The organism is Mesorhizobium sp. P160927 (assembly GCF_057766385.1).
Genome location: NZ_JBYMDW010000001.1, coordinates 4,357,623 through 4,378,406, shown reverse-complemented (window position 1 = coordinate 4,378,406; position 20,784 = coordinate 4,357,623). Strand labels below are relative to the sequence as shown.

General features: G+C 62.6%; 20 protein-coding genes and 1 tRNA gene. 13 read left to right on the top strand and 8 right to left on the bottom strand.

Annotation, left to right across the window (positions count from 1 at the left end):
* Positions 1 to 417: 417 nt before the first annotated feature.
* The 3 genes from AC3CB8_RS21365 to phaC all read right to left on the bottom strand — a co-directional run bounded on the left by AC3CB8_RS21365 (position 418) and on the right by phaC (position 4,025).
* Positions 418 to 492 (bottom strand) — tRNA-Glu (locus tag AC3CB8_RS21365).
* A gap of 240 nt (positions 493 to 732) precedes the next feature.
* Entirely contained in the window at positions 733 to 1,974 is a 1,242-nt protein-coding gene (locus AC3CB8_RS21360; protein ID WP_023783205.1) for a YcbK family protein, read from the bottom strand.
* A 215-nt stretch (positions 1,975 to 2,189) separates the two neighbouring features.
* Positions 2,190 to 4,025: a class I poly(R)-hydroxyalkanoic acid synthase gene (gene phaC / locus AC3CB8_RS21355; RefSeq protein ID WP_352566158.1), complete on the bottom strand. Its 1,836-nt coding sequence runs from the start codon at positions 4,023 to 4,025 to the stop codon at positions 2,190 to 2,192.
* Between the two features lie 98 nt (positions 4,026 to 4,123).
* On the opposite strand from phaC, the gene AC3CB8_RS21350 reads away from it, so the two are divergent.
* From AC3CB8_RS21350 to recJ, 8 genes are all read left to right on the top strand, one after another.
* Entirely contained in the window at positions 4,124 to 4,516 is a 393-nt protein-coding gene (locus tag AC3CB8_RS21350; RefSeq protein ID WP_023770000.1) for a hypothetical protein, read from the top strand.
* Between the two features lie 44 nt (positions 4,517 to 4,560).
* Positions 4,561 to 5,778 carry an LL-diaminopimelate aminotransferase gene (locus AC3CB8_RS21345; RefSeq protein ID WP_023770001.1) on the top strand — a complete coding sequence of 406 codons (1,218 nt, stop codon included), beginning with the start codon at positions 4,561 to 4,563 and terminating at the stop codon, positions 5,776 to 5,778.
* Between the two features lie 36 nt (positions 5,779 to 5,814).
* Positions 5,815 to 7,128 carry a homoserine dehydrogenase gene (locus AC3CB8_RS21340; protein ID WP_023791516.1) on the top strand — a complete coding sequence of 438 codons (1,314 nt, stop codon included), beginning with the start codon at positions 5,815 to 5,817 and terminating at the stop codon, positions 7,126 to 7,128.
* A gap of 129 nt (positions 7,129 to 7,257) precedes the next feature.
* Entirely contained in the window at positions 7,258 to 7,614 is a 357-nt protein-coding gene (locus tag AC3CB8_RS21335) for a hypothetical protein (protein ID WP_023770003.1), read from the top strand.
* A gap of 69 nt (positions 7,615 to 7,683) precedes the next feature.
* Positions 7,684 to 7,851, top strand: a complete 168-nt coding sequence (locus AC3CB8_RS21330; protein ID WP_023770004.1) for a Thivi_2564 family membrane protein — start codon at positions 7,684 to 7,686, stop codon at positions 7,849 to 7,851.
* Between the two features lie 202 nt (positions 7,852 to 8,053).
* The gene (gene glpX / locus AC3CB8_RS21325; protein WP_352566155.1) at positions 8,054 to 9,037 is read left to right on the top strand and encodes a class II fructose-bisphosphatase; all 984 of its coding nucleotides are present in this window, start codon (positions 8,054 to 8,056) and stop codon (positions 9,035 to 9,037) included.
* Positions 9,038 to 9,133: 96 nt separating this feature from the next.
* Positions 9,134 to 9,358, top strand: coding sequence for a DUF6434 domain-containing protein (locus tag AC3CB8_RS21320; RefSeq protein WP_352566153.1), 225 nt, complete (start codon positions 9,134 to 9,136; stop codon positions 9,356 to 9,358).
* A 93-nt stretch (positions 9,359 to 9,451) separates the two neighbouring features.
* Positions 9,452 to 11,233 (top strand): single-stranded-DNA-specific exonuclease RecJ, encoded by a 1,782-nt coding sequence (gene recJ / locus AC3CB8_RS21315; RefSeq protein ID WP_352566151.1) that lies wholly within the window; start codon positions 9,452 to 9,454, stop codon positions 11,231 to 11,233.
* A gap of 24 nt (positions 11,234 to 11,257) precedes the next feature.
* On the opposite strand, the gene AC3CB8_RS21310 is transcribed toward recJ, so the two are convergent.
* From AC3CB8_RS21310 to folE, 4 genes are all read right to left on the bottom strand, one after another.
* Entirely contained in the window at positions 11,258 to 11,815 is a 558-nt protein-coding gene (locus tag AC3CB8_RS21310; RefSeq protein WP_352566149.1) for a dihydrofolate reductase family protein, read from the bottom strand.
* Between the two features lie 87 nt (positions 11,816 to 11,902).
* Positions 11,903 to 12,877, bottom strand: coding sequence for a patatin family protein (locus AC3CB8_RS21305; RefSeq protein WP_411908811.1), 975 nt, complete (start codon positions 12,875 to 12,877; stop codon positions 11,903 to 11,905).
* 80 nt (positions 12,878 to 12,957) lie between these two features.
* On the bottom strand, positions 12,958 to 13,419 hold the full coding sequence (gene hisI, locus AC3CB8_RS21300; RefSeq protein ID WP_023770009.1) for a phosphoribosyl-AMP cyclohydrolase: 462 nt from the start codon (positions 13,417 to 13,419) through the stop codon (positions 12,958 to 12,960).
* 42 nt (positions 13,420 to 13,461) lie between these two features.
* Positions 13,462 to 14,097, bottom strand: coding sequence for a GTP cyclohydrolase I FolE (folE, locus tag AC3CB8_RS21295; protein ID WP_023770010.1), 636 nt, complete (start codon positions 14,095 to 14,097; stop codon positions 13,462 to 13,464).
* A 240-nt stretch (positions 14,098 to 14,337) separates the two neighbouring features.
* On the opposite strand from folE, the gene AC3CB8_RS21290 reads away from it, so the two are divergent.
* Positions 14,338 to 14,784, top strand: a complete 447-nt coding sequence (locus AC3CB8_RS21290) for an iron-sulfur cluster assembly scaffold protein (RefSeq protein WP_023770011.1) — start codon at positions 14,338 to 14,340, stop codon at positions 14,782 to 14,784.
* A 281-nt stretch (positions 14,785 to 15,065) separates the two neighbouring features.
* On the opposite strand, the gene AC3CB8_RS21285 is transcribed toward AC3CB8_RS21290, so the two are convergent.
* Positions 15,066 to 15,983 carry a LysR substrate-binding domain-containing protein gene (locus AC3CB8_RS21285; protein ID WP_352566147.1) on the bottom strand — a complete coding sequence of 306 codons (918 nt, stop codon included), beginning with the start codon at positions 15,981 to 15,983 and terminating at the stop codon, positions 15,066 to 15,068.
* A gap of 322 nt (positions 15,984 to 16,305) precedes the next feature.
* Here AC3CB8_RS21285 and yidD point away from each other — a divergent pair, with 322 nt between their 5' ends.
* The 4 genes from yidD (at position 16,306) to AC3CB8_RS21265 (ending at position 20,781) form a co-directional block, all read left to right on the top strand.
* Positions 16,306 to 16,680 (top strand): membrane protein insertion efficiency factor YidD, encoded by a 375-nt coding sequence (gene yidD / locus AC3CB8_RS21280; protein ID WP_352566207.1) that lies wholly within the window; start codon positions 16,306 to 16,308, stop codon positions 16,678 to 16,680.
* 137 nt (positions 16,681 to 16,817) lie between these two features.
* A complete protein-coding gene (gene blaOXA / locus AC3CB8_RS21275; protein ID WP_352566145.1) occupies positions 16,818 to 17,636 on the top strand; it encodes a class D beta-lactamase in 819 nt (272 codons plus the stop codon).
* Positions 17,637 to 17,780: 144 nt separating this feature from the next.
* Entirely contained in the window at positions 17,781 to 19,757 is a 1,977-nt protein-coding gene (gene thrS, locus AC3CB8_RS21270) for a threonine--tRNA ligase (protein ID WP_023791490.1), read from the top strand.
* 85 nt (positions 19,758 to 19,842) lie between these two features.
* Positions 19,843 to 20,781 (top strand): lysophospholipid acyltransferase family protein, encoded by a 939-nt coding sequence (locus tag AC3CB8_RS21265; protein WP_023783217.1) that lies wholly within the window; start codon positions 19,843 to 19,845, stop codon positions 20,779 to 20,781.
* The last annotated feature ends 3 nt before the right edge of the window (positions 20,782 to 20,784 follow it).

Genomic DNA, 20,784 nt, shown 5'->3' with positions numbered 1-20,784 from the left:
AAGCGGGTCGAGTTAACCGCGTAGCCGCACCGCCTGGACGTGCTCTCTTCACCTACATAAATTGCAAAAACTCGCGGCACTTGATCCATAGTGGCAGTGGGGCGCCCGAGCAGCAGGCCCCAGCAATTTCGCTGGCCTTATAAAAAGAAGTGCCGACGCAGCTCCTGAAACTCGGGTTGGGTGAATAGGGCAATTTCCGCCTTATATATCCGCGAAAGTAAACTGCGGACCGATTGAAGTCAGGCCCATCCTTCGCAATCTCGCACGAATCACGGGCGTTGTTACTCACTTCAATGGGCATCAGGGACCGATTGCTCCGCGCTTGCAATTTGGCTTCGAAGCAGCTTTTTCAAAGGGGGAAATTGGCCAGAACTTGGACGGAAACCAAGCTCACTCGAGCTAAGCCGTTGAAAGATCTGGTACGCCCAAGGGGAATCGAACCCCTGTTACCGCCTTGAAAGGGCGGTGTCCTAACCGCTAGACGATGGGCGCGCTCAGACGAAGCGGCTTATACTGGCGTTGCGCGCAACCGGCAACCCGTTAGGTGCCGCCTTGGACAACTTTTTTCCAGCCTGCCAAATCGGCGTTTTCGCGAGGGCGGAAGAGCTTGCGATTTGCGGTGACGTCAGCTCCGGCATCCTCGGGTGTTCGCGACGGAGCTTCGCTCCTGCTCTGCCAGCGGATGACGAAGTCGGCGACTCCGCCGACAGCCTCCAGCCCGCCAAATCGCTGCTAGCCGTCGTCACCGCCGCTGCGCCGGCGGCAGCGCCAGTTCCAGTCGCGCTCGGGGCCGACGTCGACGTGAACCGATTCGGTGTGGCAGTAGGTGCCGACGCCGCCGCGGCCGGGCATGGTCCTGATGTAGCTCGCAAGCTCCCATTTGGAGACGCCGGGCACCTGGATGTCGGCGGCGGCGCAATACATGTGCAGCGAGTTCTTGGCGCCATTGGCGCGACGATTGCGGGCCGGATCGCGATAGCCCGAGGTCACCATCATCTTGCGGCCATAATGGCCTTCGATCGTCTTCAGCACGCGTACAAGGGACGGCTTCAGGCAGGCGACGTCGACGCTCTCATTCTGCTTCAGAAGCCCGTTGGGCGCGAGCCGAGCCATGCCGGCGGCGGACGCAACCTGATATGAGCCGCCGGAGCCTTCGTCCTCGTTGAGGTCGACGTCGCTTTCATCGTCGAGGCCGGATTTGCGCTTTATCTCGAACAGGGCTGTCTGGCGCACGCCGGGCAAGGCGTCGCTGCCGGTGATGTGACCGGTATCGCCGCCGAGTGAAGCCAGTTGCAGTGGCTTCTGCGTGGAATCAGCAGAGGCCAAAGTGATGATCGGTTTTGCCGCGGCAGCAGCGGGCTTGGGCTGCACGGCGGGCTGTTCGCCCGATCGAGTGTTGACCAGCGGAGCAGGTGTCGCCGAAGCCGGGGTGGCGCCAAACATGGAGGCCAGGAAGCCTTTTTTCTTGGGCGTGTCAGCTTGCGGTGCCTCGCCGGCGGTCACGTACACCGGGTTGTTCATCACCGGTGCCGCGGTTGGCGCCGTCGCGGCGGCACCGGCGGCGGCGATCTTCTGGGCGACCGCGTCGGTCCGCTGCGCCGTCTCTACTGGCTGCTGCAAGGACTGCGGCGTCTGTCCCGCGATCGTCTCCGCGCCGGCCGGTATGGTGAGCGGGAAAGTGGGCCCCGGCTTGGCCATCGGTACGTAAGCAACCGTTTCGGGAAGTGCCGTATCGCTTTCGCTCATCACGGTCGTCTGCTCTGTCGCCACCTGTGACGACGAATCGGCGGCGAGAGGCTTGCCCGCGGAGGCGGCGTGAAGGTCCGATGCGGAAGCATTGTAGCCGGGCATTCCAACCGACAGTGTCGGGTCACCAGCCGATGTGCAGGAGGCCAGAAGCATGGAGCAGAGCGCTGCCACAATGGCGCGGCGTTCTCCCTTTGCGAGGCTCCATCCTGCTGATTTCAAAGTCAAATTCCCCCTCGATGTCCGATCGGTATTTCCGTGGCGCCGACTGGTATGTCCGCGTCATGGTGACCTTTGTCTCCGATCCGGAAACGAGACCTGTGTCAAATCAGCAAGCCTTTAGGTATTTTTGCAGCGATTGCCGAATTGCGGCTGCTTGATGGTTGACGACACCATTTCGCCCGCTTTTGCGGGGGCGTCAACTCACCAGACATTACAGTCCGTTACACACGGACCTTGACATAGGTACCGGGAGCATCGCCCAAGGTTTTCATATGCTTGCCGGGTTTGCGGGCAGGCACACGGATGTTGTCCTTGGTCTCTATCCAGCCTTGCCAGTGCGGCCACCAGGATCCCGGATGGTCGGTGGCGGAGGCTATCCACTGGTCGAAGTCGCCCTTCGGCGGACCGCCGGTCCAGTACTGATATTTGTTGGATGCGGGCGGATTGACGACGCCCGCGATATGCCCCGATCCCGCCATCACGTACTCGACCGGGCCGCCGAAATATTTCGAGCCAATGAAGACGGACAGAGCCGGCGCGATGTGATCTTCCCGGGAGGCGAGATTGTAGACCGGAATGGTGACATCGCCGAGCGAGACCGTGTGGCCCGCCAGTTCCATCGTGCCGCGCGAGAGGTTGTTCTCGAGATAGCAGTTGCGCAGGTAGAAGGAGTGGTTGGCCGCCGCCATGCGGGTCGAATCGGCGTTCCAGTAGAGCAGGTCGAAGGGCAGGGGGTCCTTGCCGCGCATGTAGTTGTTGACAACATAGGGCCAAATCAGGTCGCCCGATCGCAGCATGTTGAAGGCGGTCGCCATCTTTGTGCCGTCGAGATAGCCCTTTTCGTTCATCGACTTTTCCACCGCCGCGACCTGTTCCTCGTCGACGAACACTTTCAGATCGCCGGCATGGGTGAAGTCGACCTGCGTGGTGAAGAAGGTCGCCGACTTGATGCGGTCGTCGCCTTCCCCAGCCATCAGCGCCAAAGCCGCCGCCAGCAGCGTGCCGCCGACGCAGTAGCCTATGGCATTGACGTCGCGCTCGCCGGTGGCCTTCTCGATCGTGTCGAGGCCGTATTGCAGGCCTTCCCTGATATAGGCTTCCCAGTTCTTCGCGCCGTGGCGTTCGTCCGGATTGATCCAGGAGATGACGAAAACGGTATGGCCTTGCTCGATCGCCCAGCGGATGAAGGATTTCTGCGGGTTGAGGTCGAGTATGTAGAACTTATTGATCCAAGGCGGGCAAATCAGCAGCGGGCGCTTCAGCACCGTCTCGGTCGCCGGATCATATTGGATGATCTCGGCGACATCGCTGCGACCGACCACCTTGCCGGGCGTGGTGGCGATGTTCCTGCCGATCTCGAAGGGTGAATAGTCGGCCTGACGCAGTTTGAGGTCGCCGTTGCCGGCGGCGATGTCCTCGGCCAGCATCTTCATTCCGCGCACCAGGTTTTCGCCGTTGGAGGCGACGGTTTCGCGAAACAGTTCGGGATTGGTCAGGATGAAATTGGACGGCGAGATGGCGTTGGATACCTGCTTGACGTAGAAACTCGCCTTGTGGCGGGTATGCTCGTCCAGGCCTTCGGCATGGTCGACCAGTTCGGACGCCCAGCGCGAGGTGACGAGATAGGCCTGTTTCAAGAAGTCGAAGAAGGCGTTGCGGCCCCATTCCGGGTCCTGGAACCGCTTGTCGCCGCGCTCCGGCTTGACGGCATCGTCGGCGCGCTCGGCATTGGGGCTGACGCGCTGGATGGCATTCGCCCAAACCGTCATGTAGCCGGCGAACAGCCGCGTCTGCGCTTCAAGCGCCCGCTGCGGATCGGCGAGCCAGTATTCGCTGAGCTTGGAGAAGGTCTTGACCATGTCGACGACAGGCTCGGCGACTTGGTCGCGCACCTCACCTTTTTCGCGCGGTTCGGCCCATGCGGAAGCCGCCTTCCCAGCCTGCTCGATCATCCGAGCCATGTTCAGCGCGAAGCGTTCCGGGTCTTTCACCAGATATTGCTCGACCGTCGAAGGTCCGCCATCTTCCGCTTTGCCCGAATCGGGTGTTTTGGACATGGTTCGCGGGGTTCCTCCGGAAGCGTTTTCTTGACATATTAACATGGGACATCCGACAGGGTCCAATCTCGCTCTACCCCGGCTGTCAAGGAAACAATATGACGATTAAGTTTGGCGAGACTGTTTTTTTCTGTGCCGGCCACTTTTGCCGCATCAGCGCGGCCCTCACGCTCCTGGCCGTTGCCGGATGCTCAAGCACGAATACCGGCGGTCCGGTGCCGATGGCCACCGACGCGGGCCCGAAGGACACCGGCACCTTTCCGAACCTGAACATTCCGCCGCAGGTGGCGGCTAAACAATTCACCGAGGCCGAGAAGAATGCCAAGCTCGCCCAGTTGAAGGCCGATGCGAACAGGCAAGGCGCCAAGGGCGGTGGCGCGGCCGTCACCAACCAGGCGGCGCTGACCGATCTCGCCAAGAAGCATGGTCCGCAGACCCTGAAGCAGATCGAAGGCAAATGCGACCCCGCCCTCGACCCTACCTGCAAATGAGTATATAGCGCGCGCCCAACGCTCCCTCGCTGTCTGGAACTGCCATGGAAGAATTTCACAAGGTCCGCCGGCTTCCGCCTTACGTGTTCGAGCAGGTCAACCGGCTCAAGGCGAGCGCCCGTTCGCGGGGCGCCGACATCGTCGACCTCGGCATGGGCAATCCGGACCTGCCGACGCCCAAGGCCATCGTCGACAAATTGTGCGAGGTCGTGCGCGATCCGCGCACGCACCGCTATTCCTCGTCGCGCGGCATTCCCGGTTTGCGCCGCGCCCAGGCAAACTACTATGCCCGCCGCTTCGGCGTGAAGCTCAACCCCGACACCCAGGTGGTGGCCACGCTAGGCTCGAAGGAAGGCTTCGCCAACATGGCGCAGGCGATCACCGCGCCCGGTGACGTGATCCTGTGCCCCAACCCGACCTATCCGATCCATGCCTTCGGCTTCATCATGTCGGGCGGAGTCATCCGCTCGCTGCAAGTCGAGCCCGATGACGGCTTCATTCCGGCGCTCGAGCGCGGCGTCCGCCATTCGATCCCGAAGCCGCTGGCCCTGATCCTCAACTATCCATCGAACCCGACGGCGCTGGTCGCCTCGCTCGATTTCTACAAGGACGTTGTGGCCTTCGCAAAGAAGAACGACATCATTATCCTGTCCGACCTTGCCTATTCCGAAATCTACTTCGACGGCAATCCGCCGCCTTCCGTGCTGCAGGTGCCGGGCGCCATCGACGTCTGCGTCGAGTTCACCTCAATGTCGAAGACCTTCTCAATGCCCGGCTGGCGCATGGGCTTCGCCGTCGGAAACGAACGGCTGATCTCGGCGCTGACACGGGTCAAATCCTATCTCGATTACGGTGCCTTCACGCCGATCCAGGTGGCGGCGGCGCACGCGCTCAATGGCGACGGCGCCGATATCGCCGAGGTGCGTGACATCTATCACAAACGCCGCGACGTGATGGTCGAAGCGTTCGGCCGCGCGGGATGGACCATACCGGCCCCCGCGGCCTCGATGTTCGCCTGGGCGCCGATCCCGGAGCCGTTCCGTCATCTGGGCTCGCTCGAATTCTCCAAGCTGCTCATCGAGCACGCCGATGTGGCGGTGGCGCCCGGTGTCGGCTTCGGCGAGCATGGCGACGATTTCGTGCGCGTAGCGCTGGTCGAGAACGAACACCGGATCCGCCAGGCGGCGCGCAACATCAAGCGCTTCCTCTCGGCCAGCGCCAAGCAGCCCAACAATGTGGTGCCGCTGTCCGCCCACCGGTAATACAAATTCGATCTGATTTGAGGGGCGTCGCCTTCCATGGCTGAAGCACTGCGTGTTGGAATTGCCGGACTTGGCACGGTCGGTGCATCGGTGGCGCGCGTGTTGCGCGACAAGGCGGCGGAACTGACCCGCCAATGCGGGCGCGACATTATCGTGTCGGCGATTTCGGCGCGCGACCGGAAACGCGACCGCGGCATCGATTTGAGCTCCGCGAATTGGTTCGACGATCCGGTCAAAATGGCGCAGACCGCCGAGATCGACGTGTTCGTCGAGCTGGTCGGCGGCGATGAGGGGCCGGCGCGCGCCTCGGTGAAGGCCGCGCTCGAAGCCGGCCGCCATGTCGTCACCGCCAACAAGGCACTGCTTGCCAAGCATGGCGTGGCGCTTGCTGAAATCGCCGAGAAGAAGGGCGTGCTGCTCAACTACGAGGCCGCGGTGGCAGGTGGCATCCCGGTCATCAAGACGATGCGCGAGGCGATGGCCGGCAATTCCGTCACCCGCGTCTTCGGCATCCTCAACGGGACCTGCAACTATATCCTGACCCGCATGGAGGCCGAGGGCGTCTCCTTCGACGTCGTGCTGAAGGACGCGCAGCGGCTGGGCTATGCCGAAGCCGACCCAACCTTCGACATCGAGGGCCATGACACCGCGCACAAGCTGTCGATCCTGACTAGCCTTGCCTTCGGCACCAAGATCGCCGCCAACGACATCTACATGGAAGGCATTTCCAACATTACCCAGGCCGACATCCGTGCCGCCGGCGATCTCGGCTACCGGATCAAGCTGCTCGGCGTCGCCCAGCGCACCGAAAGCGGCATCGAGCAGCGTGTGCATCCGACCATGGTGCCGACTGCTTCGGTCATCGCTCAGGTTCATGGTGTCACCAACGCAGTGGCGATCGAGACCGATATTCTGGGCGAGTTGCTGCTCTCGGGCCCCGGCGCCGGCGGCAATGCCACCGCCTCGGCGGTCATCGGCGATATCGCCGACATCGCCAAGAGCCGGCCCGGCTTCCAGCATGGTCCCGTCTTCGGCCGTCCGGCGAAGGAACTGAGACCGTATAAGAAGGCGCAGATGCGCAGCCATGCCGGCGGCTACTTCATCCGGCTGACCGTACATGACCGAATCGGCGTGTTCGCGGCGATCGCCAAGCGCATGGCCGACAACGATATTTCGCTGGAATCGATCGTCCAGCATGCGGTCAGCGGCGAGGCGGCGGCGCAGAAGACGGTAATTCTCGTCACCCACGAGACCACCGAGGCCGCCGTGCGCAAAGCTGTCGACGGCATCACCAAGGACGGCCATCTGACCGACAAGCCACAGGTCATCCGCATCGAGCGGGCAGGGTAGCAGGCAGCCTCGTTGCCGTGGGCAAAACCCCCGGCGGCGTGTCTTGGTTGGGTGAGGGCATCCCACTGCCGGCCGGAACGAATTGGCGTCGGTACCGTTCTCTTGGTCAGCAACCAAGGGAGCCGCTTCATGGCCGATACCAACAAATCCGACGCCCCTGACATCGGCGACATCCAGAAGACACTGGAAAAGCAGATCGCCGACCTGCGCAAGGAGATCACCAAGATCAACAAGAGCATTTCGCAGCGCAGCGCGGAGATGCTCGATGATGCCAGTGAGCAAGCATCGGATTTCTACGATACAGCCGCTTCCCGCGCCTCGCGGACAGCGCGGCAGTTGCGCAGCCGGGCTCAATCCGTTTCGGAAGTCGCGCGTGAAAATCCGGGCGCGACCACAGCCGTGCTTGGCGTGATCGGCCTACTCGGCTTTCTGGCCGGGATTGCCGTCGGCCAGTCGATGAACGACACGTCGCGTCGCTGGTACTGATCGTGCTTGTGCCGAGCCGGCCTTGCCGTCTCGTTTCTCCGTTTCAGGCAATCATTCAAGGAGGGCACCATGGGTTTGTCCGTGCTGATCGGCATCCTGATTACATTTCTCGTTATCATTCTCGTTCTCTACCTGGTGCAGCGGCTGCCGCTTGATGCCAGGATGAGGCAGATCGTGCAGGTCATCGTCATCATCATCGGCATTATTTCGCTGCTCAAATACCTCGCGGTTTTCTAGGGCCGCGAAGCACGGCAATTTCTGTTCGGTGCCGGCCCGGTTCATCTCAAACCGGGCCGGCATTGTTTTCGAAGATTCGGTTCAATCGATTGTTATTGCTAAGCTTTCGATTAACCACCCGGCAGGTCTTGCCGTTGTCATGGTCGTTTGACAAAACAAGCACGCCTCTGGCGGGAGGCGGCATCAAACGAGGATTTGCCGAATGAATGTGGCCCAGAACATCGTCGCCGGCCTTGACCGGATACTCACCATGGAACTGGTGCGCGTCACCGAACGGGCCGCGGTCGCGGCCGCCAGGTTGCGCGGCCGCGGCGACGAAAAGGCTGCCGACCAGGTCGCCGTCGATGCCATGCGCGAGGAGCTCAACCGCCTCGCCATCAAGGGCACGGTGGTGATCGGCGAGGGCGAGCGGGACGAGGCGCCGATGCTCTATATCGGCGAGGAGGTCGGGACCGGCAAAGGGCCTGCGGTCGATATCGCGCTTGATCCGCTCGAAGGCACGACGATCTGCGCCAAGAACCTGCCGAACGCGCTCGCCGTGATCGCGATCGCCGAGAAGGGCAGCCTGCTGTTCGCGCCCGACGTCTACATGGACAAGATCGCGGTCGGTCCGGGTTATCCAGAAGGGGTCATCGATATCGACGCCTCGCCGGCCGAAAACGTCGCCAGCCTCGCGCGAGCGAAGGGCGTTGCTGTGGCCGACATCACGGCCTGCATTCTCGACCGTCCGCGCCACGCCAAGCTGATTGATGCCGTGCGGGCCACGGGCGCCGCGATCCGGCTGATCGGCGACGGCGACGTCGCCGGCGTCATCCACACCACGGACGCGGAAGAAACCGGCATCGATATCTATCTCGGCACCGGCGGCGCGCCGGAAGGTGTGCTGGCCGCCGCGGCGTTGCGCTGCACCGGCGGCCAGATGCAAGGCAGACTGATCATCGATACGCCGGAAAAGGTCGCACGTGCCGCAAAGATGGGCATTTCCAATCCGAAGCGGATCTATCAAGCGGAAGACATGGCGCGCGGCGACGTGCTGTTCGCGGCCACCGGTGTCACCGATGGCAATATGCTGGCCGGCGTCAAGTTTGGCCGCACATACATCACCACCCACACGATCGTGCTGCGATCGTCATCGCGGACCGTGCGCGAGATCAAGGCCAGGCACCAGGATCTGGATAAGTTCTAGGTTCCATCCTGTTGTCGGCCTTAGTGCTTGCGAACGTGCATCGCAGCCGTTAGCCCTGTGGCTGCATCGGATGATGCTGGCCGCAGGGATTTGACGATGAAGCCGTTCGACTGGCACGCGGATACGATCTCGCGCGCCACCGCCATCACGAAATCCTACCGCAACACCCAGAACGTGCGCCGCTTTTTCACCCGTGAATGCGGTAATGCTTTCAGGTTCGACCGACCGTTTATGGCCTGGCTCAAGGACGGTGCGGAGAAGACGATGGGAGATGCGGCAGACGAATGGCTTCGGCGCCAAGCTGAAAGGCGGAAAGCGTAATTTCTTGAACTTCTCCCGCACGGCGCGTCACCGCGAACTTGGCTTTGGCGGCCTTTGGCTTATCCTGCCGCCAACCATGAGTTGGCAAAGCGCATGATGGGCGAAAGGCGCCTTTTCCTCGATGTCAGGCAGTCGGCAACCGGTCTCTCCTGGGAGCACCGGCTGACCGAACGGCAGGACATGATCGCGCTTGCCATCGCACAGGGTCATGGCGTGCCCGACATCGTCGCGCGCGTTCTTGCCGGACGCGGCGTGGCCGTCGAGGAGACGGAGCGGTTTCTGGACCCGACGATCCGCGACCTGTTGCCGAACCCGGCCTCGCTGACCGACATGGACAAGGCCGCCATCCGCATCGCCGCCGCCGTCATGGCGCGGGAGAAAATTGCGATCTTCGGCGATTACGACGTCGATGGCGCGGCCTCGTCGGCCTTGCTGAAGCGGTTTCTCACGCATTTCTCGGTGCCGTCGGAAATCTATATCCCGGATCGTATTTTCGAGGGCTACGGTCCCAATCCCGATGCCATGCGCGAACTGGTATCTCGCGGCGCGACGCTGATCGTCACAGTCGATTGCGGCACCAACAGCGCCGTTTCGATCGACGCGGCCAATGCCGCCGGCGCCGATGTCGTGGTGCTCGACCACCACCAGGTCGGCGGCGTCTTGCCCGCGGCAATTGCCGTCGTCAATCCAAACCGCGACGACGACCTTTCCGGACAGGGCCATCTCTGTGCCGCGGGTGTCGTGTTCCTCGCCTTGGTACACACTGCAAAGGTGCTGCGTGGCCTGAGCGATGTCACGCCGCCCGACCTGCTTTTCCTGCTCGATCTCGTGGCGCTTGCCACCGTCTGCGACGTGGTGCCGCTCACGGGCGTCAATCGCGCCTTCGTCGTCAAGGGTTTGCAGGTGGCGCGACAGCAGAAGAATGAAGGAATGGCCGCGCTGGCAAGGGTGTCACGCGTTGGCGAGCCGATCAGCACCTTCCATCTCGCCTACCTGATCGGTCCGCGCATCAATGCGGGCGGGCGCATCGGCGATGCAGCACTCGGCAGCCGGCTGCTTGCAACGGACGATCCGGTCGAGGCGCAGACCATCGCCGAGACGCTCGACCGGCTGAACCAGGAGCGGCAGCTGATGGAGCAGGAGATGCTCGCCGCCGCGCGCGCCGAGGCCGATGCCGAACTCGCCGGCGGCAGCGGCCCTGCGATCGTCGTCACCGCCAGCAACAGTTGGCACCCCGGCATCGTGGGCCTGCTTGCCTCACGGCTGAAGGATCACGCACGGCGGCCGGCATTCGCTATCGCTTTCAACGCCAACGGCACCGGCACGGGCTCCGGTCGTTCCGTGTCGGGTTTCGACCTTGGCCGGCTGGTGCGCGAAGCTGCCAATGCCGGGCTCATCGTCAAGGGCGGCGGCCATGGCATGGCTGCCGGCATCACCGTCGAGCGGGCAAGACTGGGTGAGCTCAGGGCCTTCTTCGAGGAGCGGGCGGCCGCCGACGTTTTCAGATTGCAGGATGAGGAAAGCCTGGCGATAGACGGCGCGCTTGCCGCCGAAGGCGCGACGCTCGGCCTGCTCGATGCCCTGGAAAAGGCGGGCCCCTTCGGGGCCGGGCATGTCGCGCCGGTTTTCGCGCTGCCACGCCATCGGCTGGCCGATATCAGGCCGGTCGGCACCAGCCACATTCGCGCCGATTTACAGTCGGAGAGCGGCGGCCGCATCCAGGCGATCGCCTTTCGCGCCGTCGATACAGTGCTCGGCGAGTTCCTGTTCAAGAACCGCGGCAAGACGGTGCATGTCGCCGGCTCGCTGTCGGGCAATTACTGGAACGGCAACCGTACGGTGCAGTTTCGCATCATCGATGCCGCGCGGGCGTAGGCGCGTGCCGGAAACCCGGGCAATTCAGCCGGCCGGCGCATAACGCAACAGCGTCACGCCCTGGGGGAGACTTTGGGTGCCGACCGGGGTCAGCGCCAGCGACAGGCCGGATTGAAAATACGGTTTGCCGCCACCCAGCACCACGGGATGCATGTAGAGCCGGTATTCGTCGATGAGGCCGGCTCGTGCCAGAGAGGCGGCAAGATCGGCGCCGCCAAGGATGACGAGGCCGTCGGTCCGCGCCTTGAGAGATCGTACCGCATCCTGCGCATCGCCATCCACCAGCCGGGTATTGAGCCCGACTTGCCGAAGCGTGGTCGAGAAGACGATCTTCGGCGTTTCGCGCCATGCATGGGCAAAATCCCGCTCGACCTGGGTGGCGCCGGTCTCGCGTTCAGGGCTGTCCCAGAAGCGCATGGTTCCGTACATGCGCCGTCCGGCGAGCACGGCGGAGGCCTGTCTCATCAGGTCGTTGAAATGCTGGTGCAGTTCCGCCTCGGGCACCGGCAAGCCGATGTCATCGTTCGATCGGGCGATATAGCCGTCCAACGACGTCAGCATGGAATAGACAATCCTGGCCATCGGCACCTCCGCCTCGATCGACGCAGATCATCATAACCAATTGCGTTTTGCAATCAGTTTGTCCTGAGGCCAAATACAGGAAACGGTCTAGGCGAGAACCGTCTGCAGCCGCGTCAGTTCGCCGATCTGCGCCATCGTCGCTTGGTAGCCGAGCTGGATCGCCTCATCGGCCCGGTGAAATTCGGTGAGACCGATATGGCTGAGCTTGGGTTGCAGCGACATGTCGGGCGGATCACCGGCAAGTCTCGCCCGCGAAATACGGTCCTGGATGATGTTGAAGGCTTCGACCATCACGCCGGTGATGCCCAGACGCGTCTGGTGCGATTGGTGTTGAGCGTCGACCTGGCCGGGCCTTGGCGCATCCTTTTCGATAACCAGCTCGCCGGCGCTGTGCTTGATCACGGCGGCGCGGCCGAACAGGTCGTAGTGGAGGTTGACCGCCACGACGAGCGGCTGCTCGTAGGCGCGGCAGACCGAAACGGGCACCGGGTTGACCAGCGCTCCGTCGACCAGCACGCGGCCGTTGCAATCGACAGGCTCGAACACGCCAGGCAGCGCGTAGGACGCGCGCATGGCGGTGATCAGCGAACCGCTCGACAGCCAGATCTCGTGGCCGGTACGGATTTCCGATGCAACGCAGACAAATGGCTTGGGCAGATCGTCGAAGCGGATGCCGGCCACGTGCTCGCGCAGGCGCGCGTCCAGCTTCATGCCGCCGAAGAGGCCGCTGCCGCGCAGGTTGAGATCGAGCAGGCCGAAGATGCGTCGTCTGGTGAGGCTGCGGGCGAACTCTTCCAGCTCATCCAGTTTGCCGGCGAGGTAACAGCCTCCGACCAGGGCGCCGATCGAAGTGCCGGCGATCATCGAGACTTCGATGCCGGCTTCATCGAGCGCGCGCAGTACGCCGATATGAGCCCAGCCTCTGGCGCAACCGCCACCGAGCGCGAGCGAAATGCCTGTTTTCTTGGGGGAGGTTGTTTCGGACGCGCCGCCTGCCGAGGACAGGCCATTGGCCTCCCTGACATCTGGTCTGTTACGCAATGACGCCCATTCGAGCATCATGATCTCCCTTGTCCCAGGCTAGTATACGGATGGGCTGTATCGAAATGATGAATCTATGTGGTCGGTGTCAGGCAGAAGGTTCAAATTGATGGCTTTCGATACGTGTTTTCCGCATCGAACAGCGGCCTGCTGCCGTCGTCGGCAAGCGTCCCCTTGCCGTCGATCAGCCCCACCGTCCGATAAAAGCATGAACGCCGGCCGGTGTGACAGGTTGCGTCGTGGCCCAACACTTTCACGCGAAGCCACACCGCATCCTGGTCACAATCCGTGAGCATCTCGACGACATGTTGGAAATTGCCCGAGGTTTCGCCCTTCTTCCAGAGCGTGTTGCGCGAGCGCGACCAGTAGTGGGCAATGCCTGTTTCAAGCGTCAGAGCCAGCGCCTGTGCGTTCATGTGAGCGACCATCAGCAGCATGCCGTCGGCGGCATCGGTCACGACGACGGTGACAAGACCGGCGGGATCGAAGCGCGGCGAAAACACCGCGCCTTCCTCCAGGGCCTTCTTGTCCGAGGGAGCTTCCGGAAATTCCAGTGCCGACATTGCCGGTCTATCTTCCTGTTGACCGCGACGTCGGCAAGGGGCTTACGCCCTGCCGCCGCGCACCATGGTGACAAAGCGAACCTGCTCTTCAGGCGTATCCTTGAAGACGCCTGTGAAGGTGGAGGTCAGCGTGGTGGAACCTTGCTTGCGGATGCCGCGCATGGCCATGCACATGTGCTCGGCCTCGATCATGACGGCGACGCCGCGCGGGTTGAGGACGTCCTGGATTACGCCGGCAATCTGGGCGGTCAGGGCTTCCTGCGTCTGCAGCCGATGGGCAAAGATATCGACGACGCGCGCGATCTTGGACAGGCCGACGACCTTGCCGTCGGGCAGATAGCCGACATGCGCCTTGCCGATGATCGGCACCATGTGATGTTCGCAATGCGAATGGAACTGGATGTCCTTGACGATGACCAGGTCATCGTAGCCGGCGACCTCCTCGAAAGTACGGCCAAGCTCCTCGGCAGGGCACATGTCGTAGCCGCCGAACATCTCGCGATAGGCCTTGGCCACGCGCTTGGGCGTGTCGATCAAACCCTCGCGATCCGGATTGTCGCCGGTCCAGCGCAGCAAGGTGCGCACGGCGGCCTCGACTTCGGCCTCGCTCGGGCGGTCGGTGACCGGCTTTTCCATGTAGGCGGACTGGGGCATGAGTTTCTTGATGACGGCATCCATAAAAGGCGTCTCCCGTAGTTCCTCTCAGAGGAGGAACGAGTTGAACGGACCACGACCTTTCGGTGTCGGAAACTCGCCCCGTTTCCAGCCCCGTAAGCGGCGTGAACTTCCCGGCAAGGACAGTGGCGTTCGCCGCCTTGTCGATACCGGACTGCCAGCATTATATATGGTCGTGCCGAGCGAATGAAAGACGCAGCAACGGCAATCGCTGTTCGCTTGGCGGCGACGGATTGGAAAATAATGATCAACGACGTCTACAACGCGAAAATTCTCGGTTTTGCCGGAAATATCGCCCGCATCGGCCGGCTCGATCATCCCGACGCGACCGCGAAGGCGCATTCCAAGCTGTGCGGGTCGACCGTTACCGTCGACCTCAAGATGGAGGACGGTGTGGTCACCGACTTCGCCCACGACGTGAAGGCCTGCGCGCTCGGCCAGGCATCGTCCTCGATCATGGCGCAACATGTAGTCGGCGCCAGTGCCGAGGAATTGCGCGCGGTGCGCCAGACCATGCTGAAGATGCTGAAGGAGAACGGCGCGCCGCCGGAAGGCCGCTTCGCCGACCTCGGCTATCTGGAGCCGGTGCGCGACTACAAGGCGCGCCATGCGTCGACCATGCTGACCTTCGACGCCGTGGTCGACGCCATCGGCCAGATCGAGAAGAAGCGCGCCGGCGAAGCGGCCTGAAGTGGGCTTCGACCTTACGACGAGCGGGTCCCGCCAGAGCGGTCGTTCACATGCCATAGCCTGGTTGCCGAAGCCGCCATTCGGGCGATCACGCGTTGCGCGCCGTTTCCCGAACCTGGCATACCGGGGCGCCCGGTATGATTTGTGACGCGACATCGTCCTCACATCCAATCCGGCAGTCGACCCGGCGGCGGGAGGTCCGTCCATGGATATCAACGACCTCGATAAGCTTTTCGGAAAATACAAGAAGCTAACGTAGCCGGATTCGGCCAGCGCACGGCTCAGGCCGGAGCTTTCAGCGCTCGCCTGCTTTCGATGAATTCGCTTCTTAGCCAGTTGGCGAAGGCCGCTGCCGGTTCCGAGAGACCGTGCAAACTCCTGGCCACCAGCCAATAGGCCCCGGATGCGACATCGATGTCGAACGGTTTGACCAGTGCCCCGGTCTCCAATTCTTCTCCCATCTGCAGGAGATCGCCCAGCGCCACGCCGTGGCCGAGCAGCGCGGCCTGCTTGGAGAGTGAGGCGTCCGCAAGCATCGGCCCGCGCGTGGGCATGGCGTTGGCAGGTACGCCCGCCGCTTCGAACCAGCGCGCCCAACCCTGGCGATTTTCCTCGTGCAAAAGCGTGAAGCGAGCAAGATCGGCCGGCTTCTCGAGGGCTGGGCCCGATGAAAGCAGCGCCGGCGACAGAACTGGTGAATCAACTGTCGAGGCCAGCCGCTCGGCTTCGCTGCGGGGCCATGACGTCGCGTTCGAGCTGAAACGTAAGGCAAGTTCGGGCTGGTCGCTGCGGAACTCGATCAGCCTTGGGTCCACTTCGAGGGAGACGTCGATATCGGGCCGCAACTGGCGAAACCGGTTGAGCCGGGGCACCAGCCAGACGGCTGCAATCGACGGCTCGACGCTGACACGAACCACGGCCTGCGCGGGGACCGCGACCAGTTCCGAGAGCAGTTTGTCGATATCGTCGAAACTTCTGACCAGTTGAGCAAGCAGCCGACGGCCTGCGTCCGTCAGTTCGACGCGGCGATGGTGCCGGTCGAAAAGCGGTTGGCACAGGAAGGTTTCGAGTTCGCGGATCTGCCGGCTGATCGCCGCCTGGGAGACGAAAAGCTCCTCGGCGGCCTTGCTGAAGCTCAAATGCCGCCCCGCCGCCTCGAAGCTCCTCAACGCCGTAAGGGGCAAGCGTCCACGCTTCATTTCGCATAACCCAGGATTATCCGAAATAGAAATTATACTCGTTTGAAGGGGAGCGCCAGCGGCAGTCTAATCTCGTCAAAGGAGATGCCGCCATGATTCAGTTGCTGGAGATCCTTGGCGACGTCATACGGATCGCTACGTTCCAATGGCGCGACGAAAGACGCGCTACAAGGCATCACGAACAGTGGTCTCATCCTGGCCAGTGGGCGCCGCCAGCCGACCGGCGGCCATTTCGCCGTTCCCGCCCGTGACCGCACGGCGATCGGGATTGCGTTCTCCAGTGCAAGCGCACATCTATCAGCTGGAAAACGCGGAGATCGCAGTGGGCGACCAGCACAGGCATGCGCATACTGCCGGAGCGTCGAGGCGCGGCCGCAACTGGCCCGGCCCCTGGCGCAAGACGCCTGGGCGCTTGTTCGGCACCTCGCTCGTGCGGCTTTACCAATTGACGCTGTCCGGCTTTGTCGGCAATTCCTGCCGTCATCTGCCGACCTGTTCGGAATACGCGCATGAGGCGATCGCCCGCCATGGCCTTTGGGCCGGCGGCTGGATGGGGTTGTTCCGCGTGCTGCGCTGCGGTCCGTTCGGCACGCACGGCGTTGATCTCGTGCCGCAGGCGCTTCCATCCCACTACGTCTGGTTCATGCCATGGCGGTACTGGCGGATCGGCCGCAAGCGCGGCGAAGCGCAGGACTAAGTGGCTGGTCACGCCGCGCTGTTTACGCTCCGGTAGGGTTAACGCAAGCCTGCACAACAACTGCGCATTTGAGACAAAATCGAGACAAGAGACCTCGCTAAGCCCGCTCGCGAACCCCCTTCTGGAGCGAGCAGAAAATGCGCAATGTCGATCGTCTTCCCTTTATCATGGCTGGTGTCCTGTTCCTGCTCGCCTGGCTGCTGGGATTTCCGATGCGCGCGCAGTCCGAGCCGCTCGCGGATGTGCAATGCACGCTGATCGCCGATGCTGTAACCGGCAAGACGCTTTACCAGGACGGTACATGCGACCAGCGCTTCAGCCCAGCCTCCACGTTCAAGGTGCCGCTTTCGCTGATCGGTTACGACGCAGGCATCCTTGGCGATGAACATACCCCGGCATGGGACTACAAGCCCGAGATCAACGCGGTGAAACGCGACCAGAAAACCGTCGATCCGACGATCTGGGAACGTGATTCCATCATCTGGTTCTCACGCGAAATCACCCGCAGGCTCGGAACTCAGAAATTTGCCGGCTACGTATCGAAGTTCAACTATGGCAATGGTGACGTTACCGGCAATCCTGGCAAGGATGACGGGCTCACCCATTCCTGGGTCAACTCCTCGCTTAAGATCACGCCAGTCGAACAGGTTGCCTTCCTGCGGCAACTGCTCGCCGGCACAATGCCGGTGTCGGCCAGGGCGCATGACATGACACGCGCCATCATGCCGAACTTCAAGGCTGGCGACTGGGCCGTTCAGGGCAAGACCGGCACGACGAGGCTCGGCGCGGGCGGCAAGGGCAAGCGCTCGCTCGGATGGTTTGTCGGCTGGGCTGGGAAAGACGGCCGCCAGATCGTGTTCGCCCGGCTCGTCGTCGATACGAAGCGCACCGATATGCCGAAGGGGCTGGCGACACGGGCCGCGTTCCTGAAGGACCTGCCACGGCTGATTAAGTGAGCCGGGCTTTACGGCGGCGGCATCTGCTCATAAAAGACTGCCGCCGCCGGACGCATCCGGCACCCTGGCAGGTCGCAGCCCCGAACCGCTGATGATCTGCATTTACCACCCGCGCTCGTTTGCGGGACTGGATAGGAGATACACATGCTGAATTCCGTTTCCCTGACATTTCCCGATGGCTCCGTGCGTGACTACGATGCCGCGATGACCGGTGCCGGCCTGGCCGAATCGATCTCCAAGTCGCTTGCCAAGAAGGCCGTGGCCTATGCAATCGATGGCACCGTGCGCGATCTCTCGGACCCGCTCGGCAAATCCGGCAAGGTCGAGATCATCACCCGCGAAGATCCGCGCGCGCTGGAACTGATCCGCCATGACACCGCGCATGTGCTGGCGGAAGCCGTTCAGGAGATATGGCCGGGAACGCAGGTCACCATCGGGCCGGTGATCGAGAACGGATTCTATTACGACTTTGCCCGCAACGAGCCGTTCACCCCGGACGATTTCCCGGTGATCGAGAAGAAGATGCGCGAGATCATCGCGCGCAACAAGCCGTTCACCAAGGAGGTCTGGTCGCGCGACAAGGCGAGACAAGTCTTCGCCGACAAGGGCGAGCGCTACAAGCTCGAACTGATCGATGCCATTCCCGAGGACCAGGATCTCAAGATCTATGCGCAGGGCGACTGGTTCGATCTCTGCCGCGGTCCTCACATGGCCTCGACCGGCCAGATCGGCAACGCCTTCAAGCTGATGAAGGTGGCTGGCGCCTATTGGCGCGGCGACTCGAACAACCCGATGCTGACGCGCATCTACGGCACGGCCTGGGCCGACCAGGCGCAGCTCGAAGCCTACCAGACGATGCTGGAGGAGGCCGAGAAGCGCGATCACCGCAAGCTCGGCCGCGAAATGGACCTTTTCCATTTCCAGGAAGAGGGGCCGGGCGTGGTCTTCTGGCACGCCAAGGGCTGGAAGATGTTCCAGAACCTGGTCAACTACATGCGGCGCCGGCTCGACGAGCAGGGCTACCAGGAGGTCAACGCCCCGCAGGTGCTCGACAAGAGCCTTTGGGAGACGTCGGGCCACTGGGGCTGGTACCGCGACGCCATGTTCAAGGTGACAGTCGCCGGCGATGAAACCGACGATGACCGCATCTTCGCGCTGAAGCCGATGAACTGCCCGGGCCACGTGCAGATTTTCAAGCACGGGCTGAAATCCTATCGTGACCTGCCCGTAAAGCTGGCGGAGTTCGGCAATGTGCATCGCTACGAGCCGTCGGGCGCGCTGCACGGGCTGATGCGCGTGCGCGGCTTCACGCAAGACGATGCGCATATCTTCTGCACCGAGGAGCAGCTGGCTTCCGAGTGCCTGCGCATCAATGACCTGATCTTGTCGACCTATGCCGATTTCGGTTTCGACGAAATCAGCGTCAAACTGTCGACACGGCCCGAAAAGCGCGTCGGCACGGACGAGGCCTGGGATCATGCCGAGGCGATCATGGGCGGCGTGCTGGAGACGATCCGGACAAGGTCCGGCAACCGCATCAAGACCTCGATCAATCCGGGCGAGGGCGCCTTCTACGGGCCGAAGTTCGAATATGTGCTGAAGGATGCCATCGGCCGCGAATGGCAATGCGGCACGACGCAGGTCGACTTCAACCTGCCGGAACGCTTCGGCGCCTTCTACATCGGCTCGGATTCGGAGAAGAAGCAGCCGGTCATGGTGCACCGCGCCATATGCGGTTCGATGGAGCGTTTTCTCGGCATCCTGATCGAGAATTATTCCGGCCATTTCCCGCTATGGTTCGCGCCGCTGCAAGTGGTGGTGGCGACGATCACGTCAGACGCCGACAGCTATGCGACCGAGGTGGTGGCGAAACTGAAGGCCGCCGGCCTGCTGGCGGAAGCCGACCTGCGCAACGAGAAGATCAACTACAAGGTCCGCGAGCACAGCCTGGCCAAGGTGCCCGTCATTCTGGTCTGTGGCAAACGCGAGGCGGAGGAGCAGACGGTCAACATCCGCCGCCTCGGTTCGCGCGACCAGGAATCGCTCGGCCTTGCCGAAGCAATCGAACGGCTGACCGAAGAAGCGATCACACCTGACCGCCGACGCAAGCGCGCGGCTTGAATCGGAGTGTTTTCGATCGAATGGCGGTGGAGCGATCCACCGCCATTTTCATATCCCTGTCATGGCAACGTTGTAACGAGCCCCTATGCTCAAGCTGAAATCGCGCGAACGACCGTTCCCAGAGCTTTCCTATGCCAATCCGCACCAGCCGGCGCTGGCGCGCTGGTTCATCCATTCGGTCGAAGGCCTGTCGGGCCGCGATCGCTTTGCCGCGCTTTATGATTTCTGGCGCCGCCAGGTGGTTCCGCCGGGCGAACGTGTGTTCAGCCGAATGCTGGACCTCATCGACGTGCGCGTGCAAAGCCCGGACCAATGGCCGCCGAAGGATCTGCCCAATACGCCGCTGGTGATCGTCGCCAACCACCCCTTCGGAATCGGCGACGGCATTGCCGTGCTCTCGCTGGCTGAGCAACTCGGCCGGCCCTTCCGCGTGATGATCCACAAGGACCTGCTCAGGATCCGCGAGATGGAGCCCTATTCGCTGCCGATCGACTTTTCCGAGACCAAGGACGCGGTGAAGAACAACATGGCCGTGCGCCATGAAGCAGTGCGGCTGCTCAGGGAAGGTGTCACGATCGTGGTGTTTCCGGCCGGCGGCGTCGCCACAGCGCCCAAGGGTTTTGGCCGCGCGCGCGACCTGCCGTGGAAGATGTTTCCCGCCCGTCTCGTCCAGGAGGCCAAGGCATCGGTCATCCCGATGCATTTCTCCGGCCAGAACGGCAGGCTTTTCCATCTGGTCAGTGGGCCGATGAACATGGCCGAGCGCGACGGGCGTGTGGCCAAATTCGTCGGCAAGGCCTCGTTGACCTTGCGCACCTCGCTGCTCATTCGTGAATTCGCGCGGCTGTCCGGCAGGGCGATCGACGTGCGTGTCGGCAATGTGCTGAGCTGGAACGAACTGGAGCCGTTGCGCGACCGCAAAACGTTGCTCGACCGTCTCTATCGCGGTGTATTCGATCTGGCGCCGAGCCTGCCGCGCCGTCGCATTCCGTTCCTCCCGGCACGAACCAAGTTGGCTGCCTGAAAG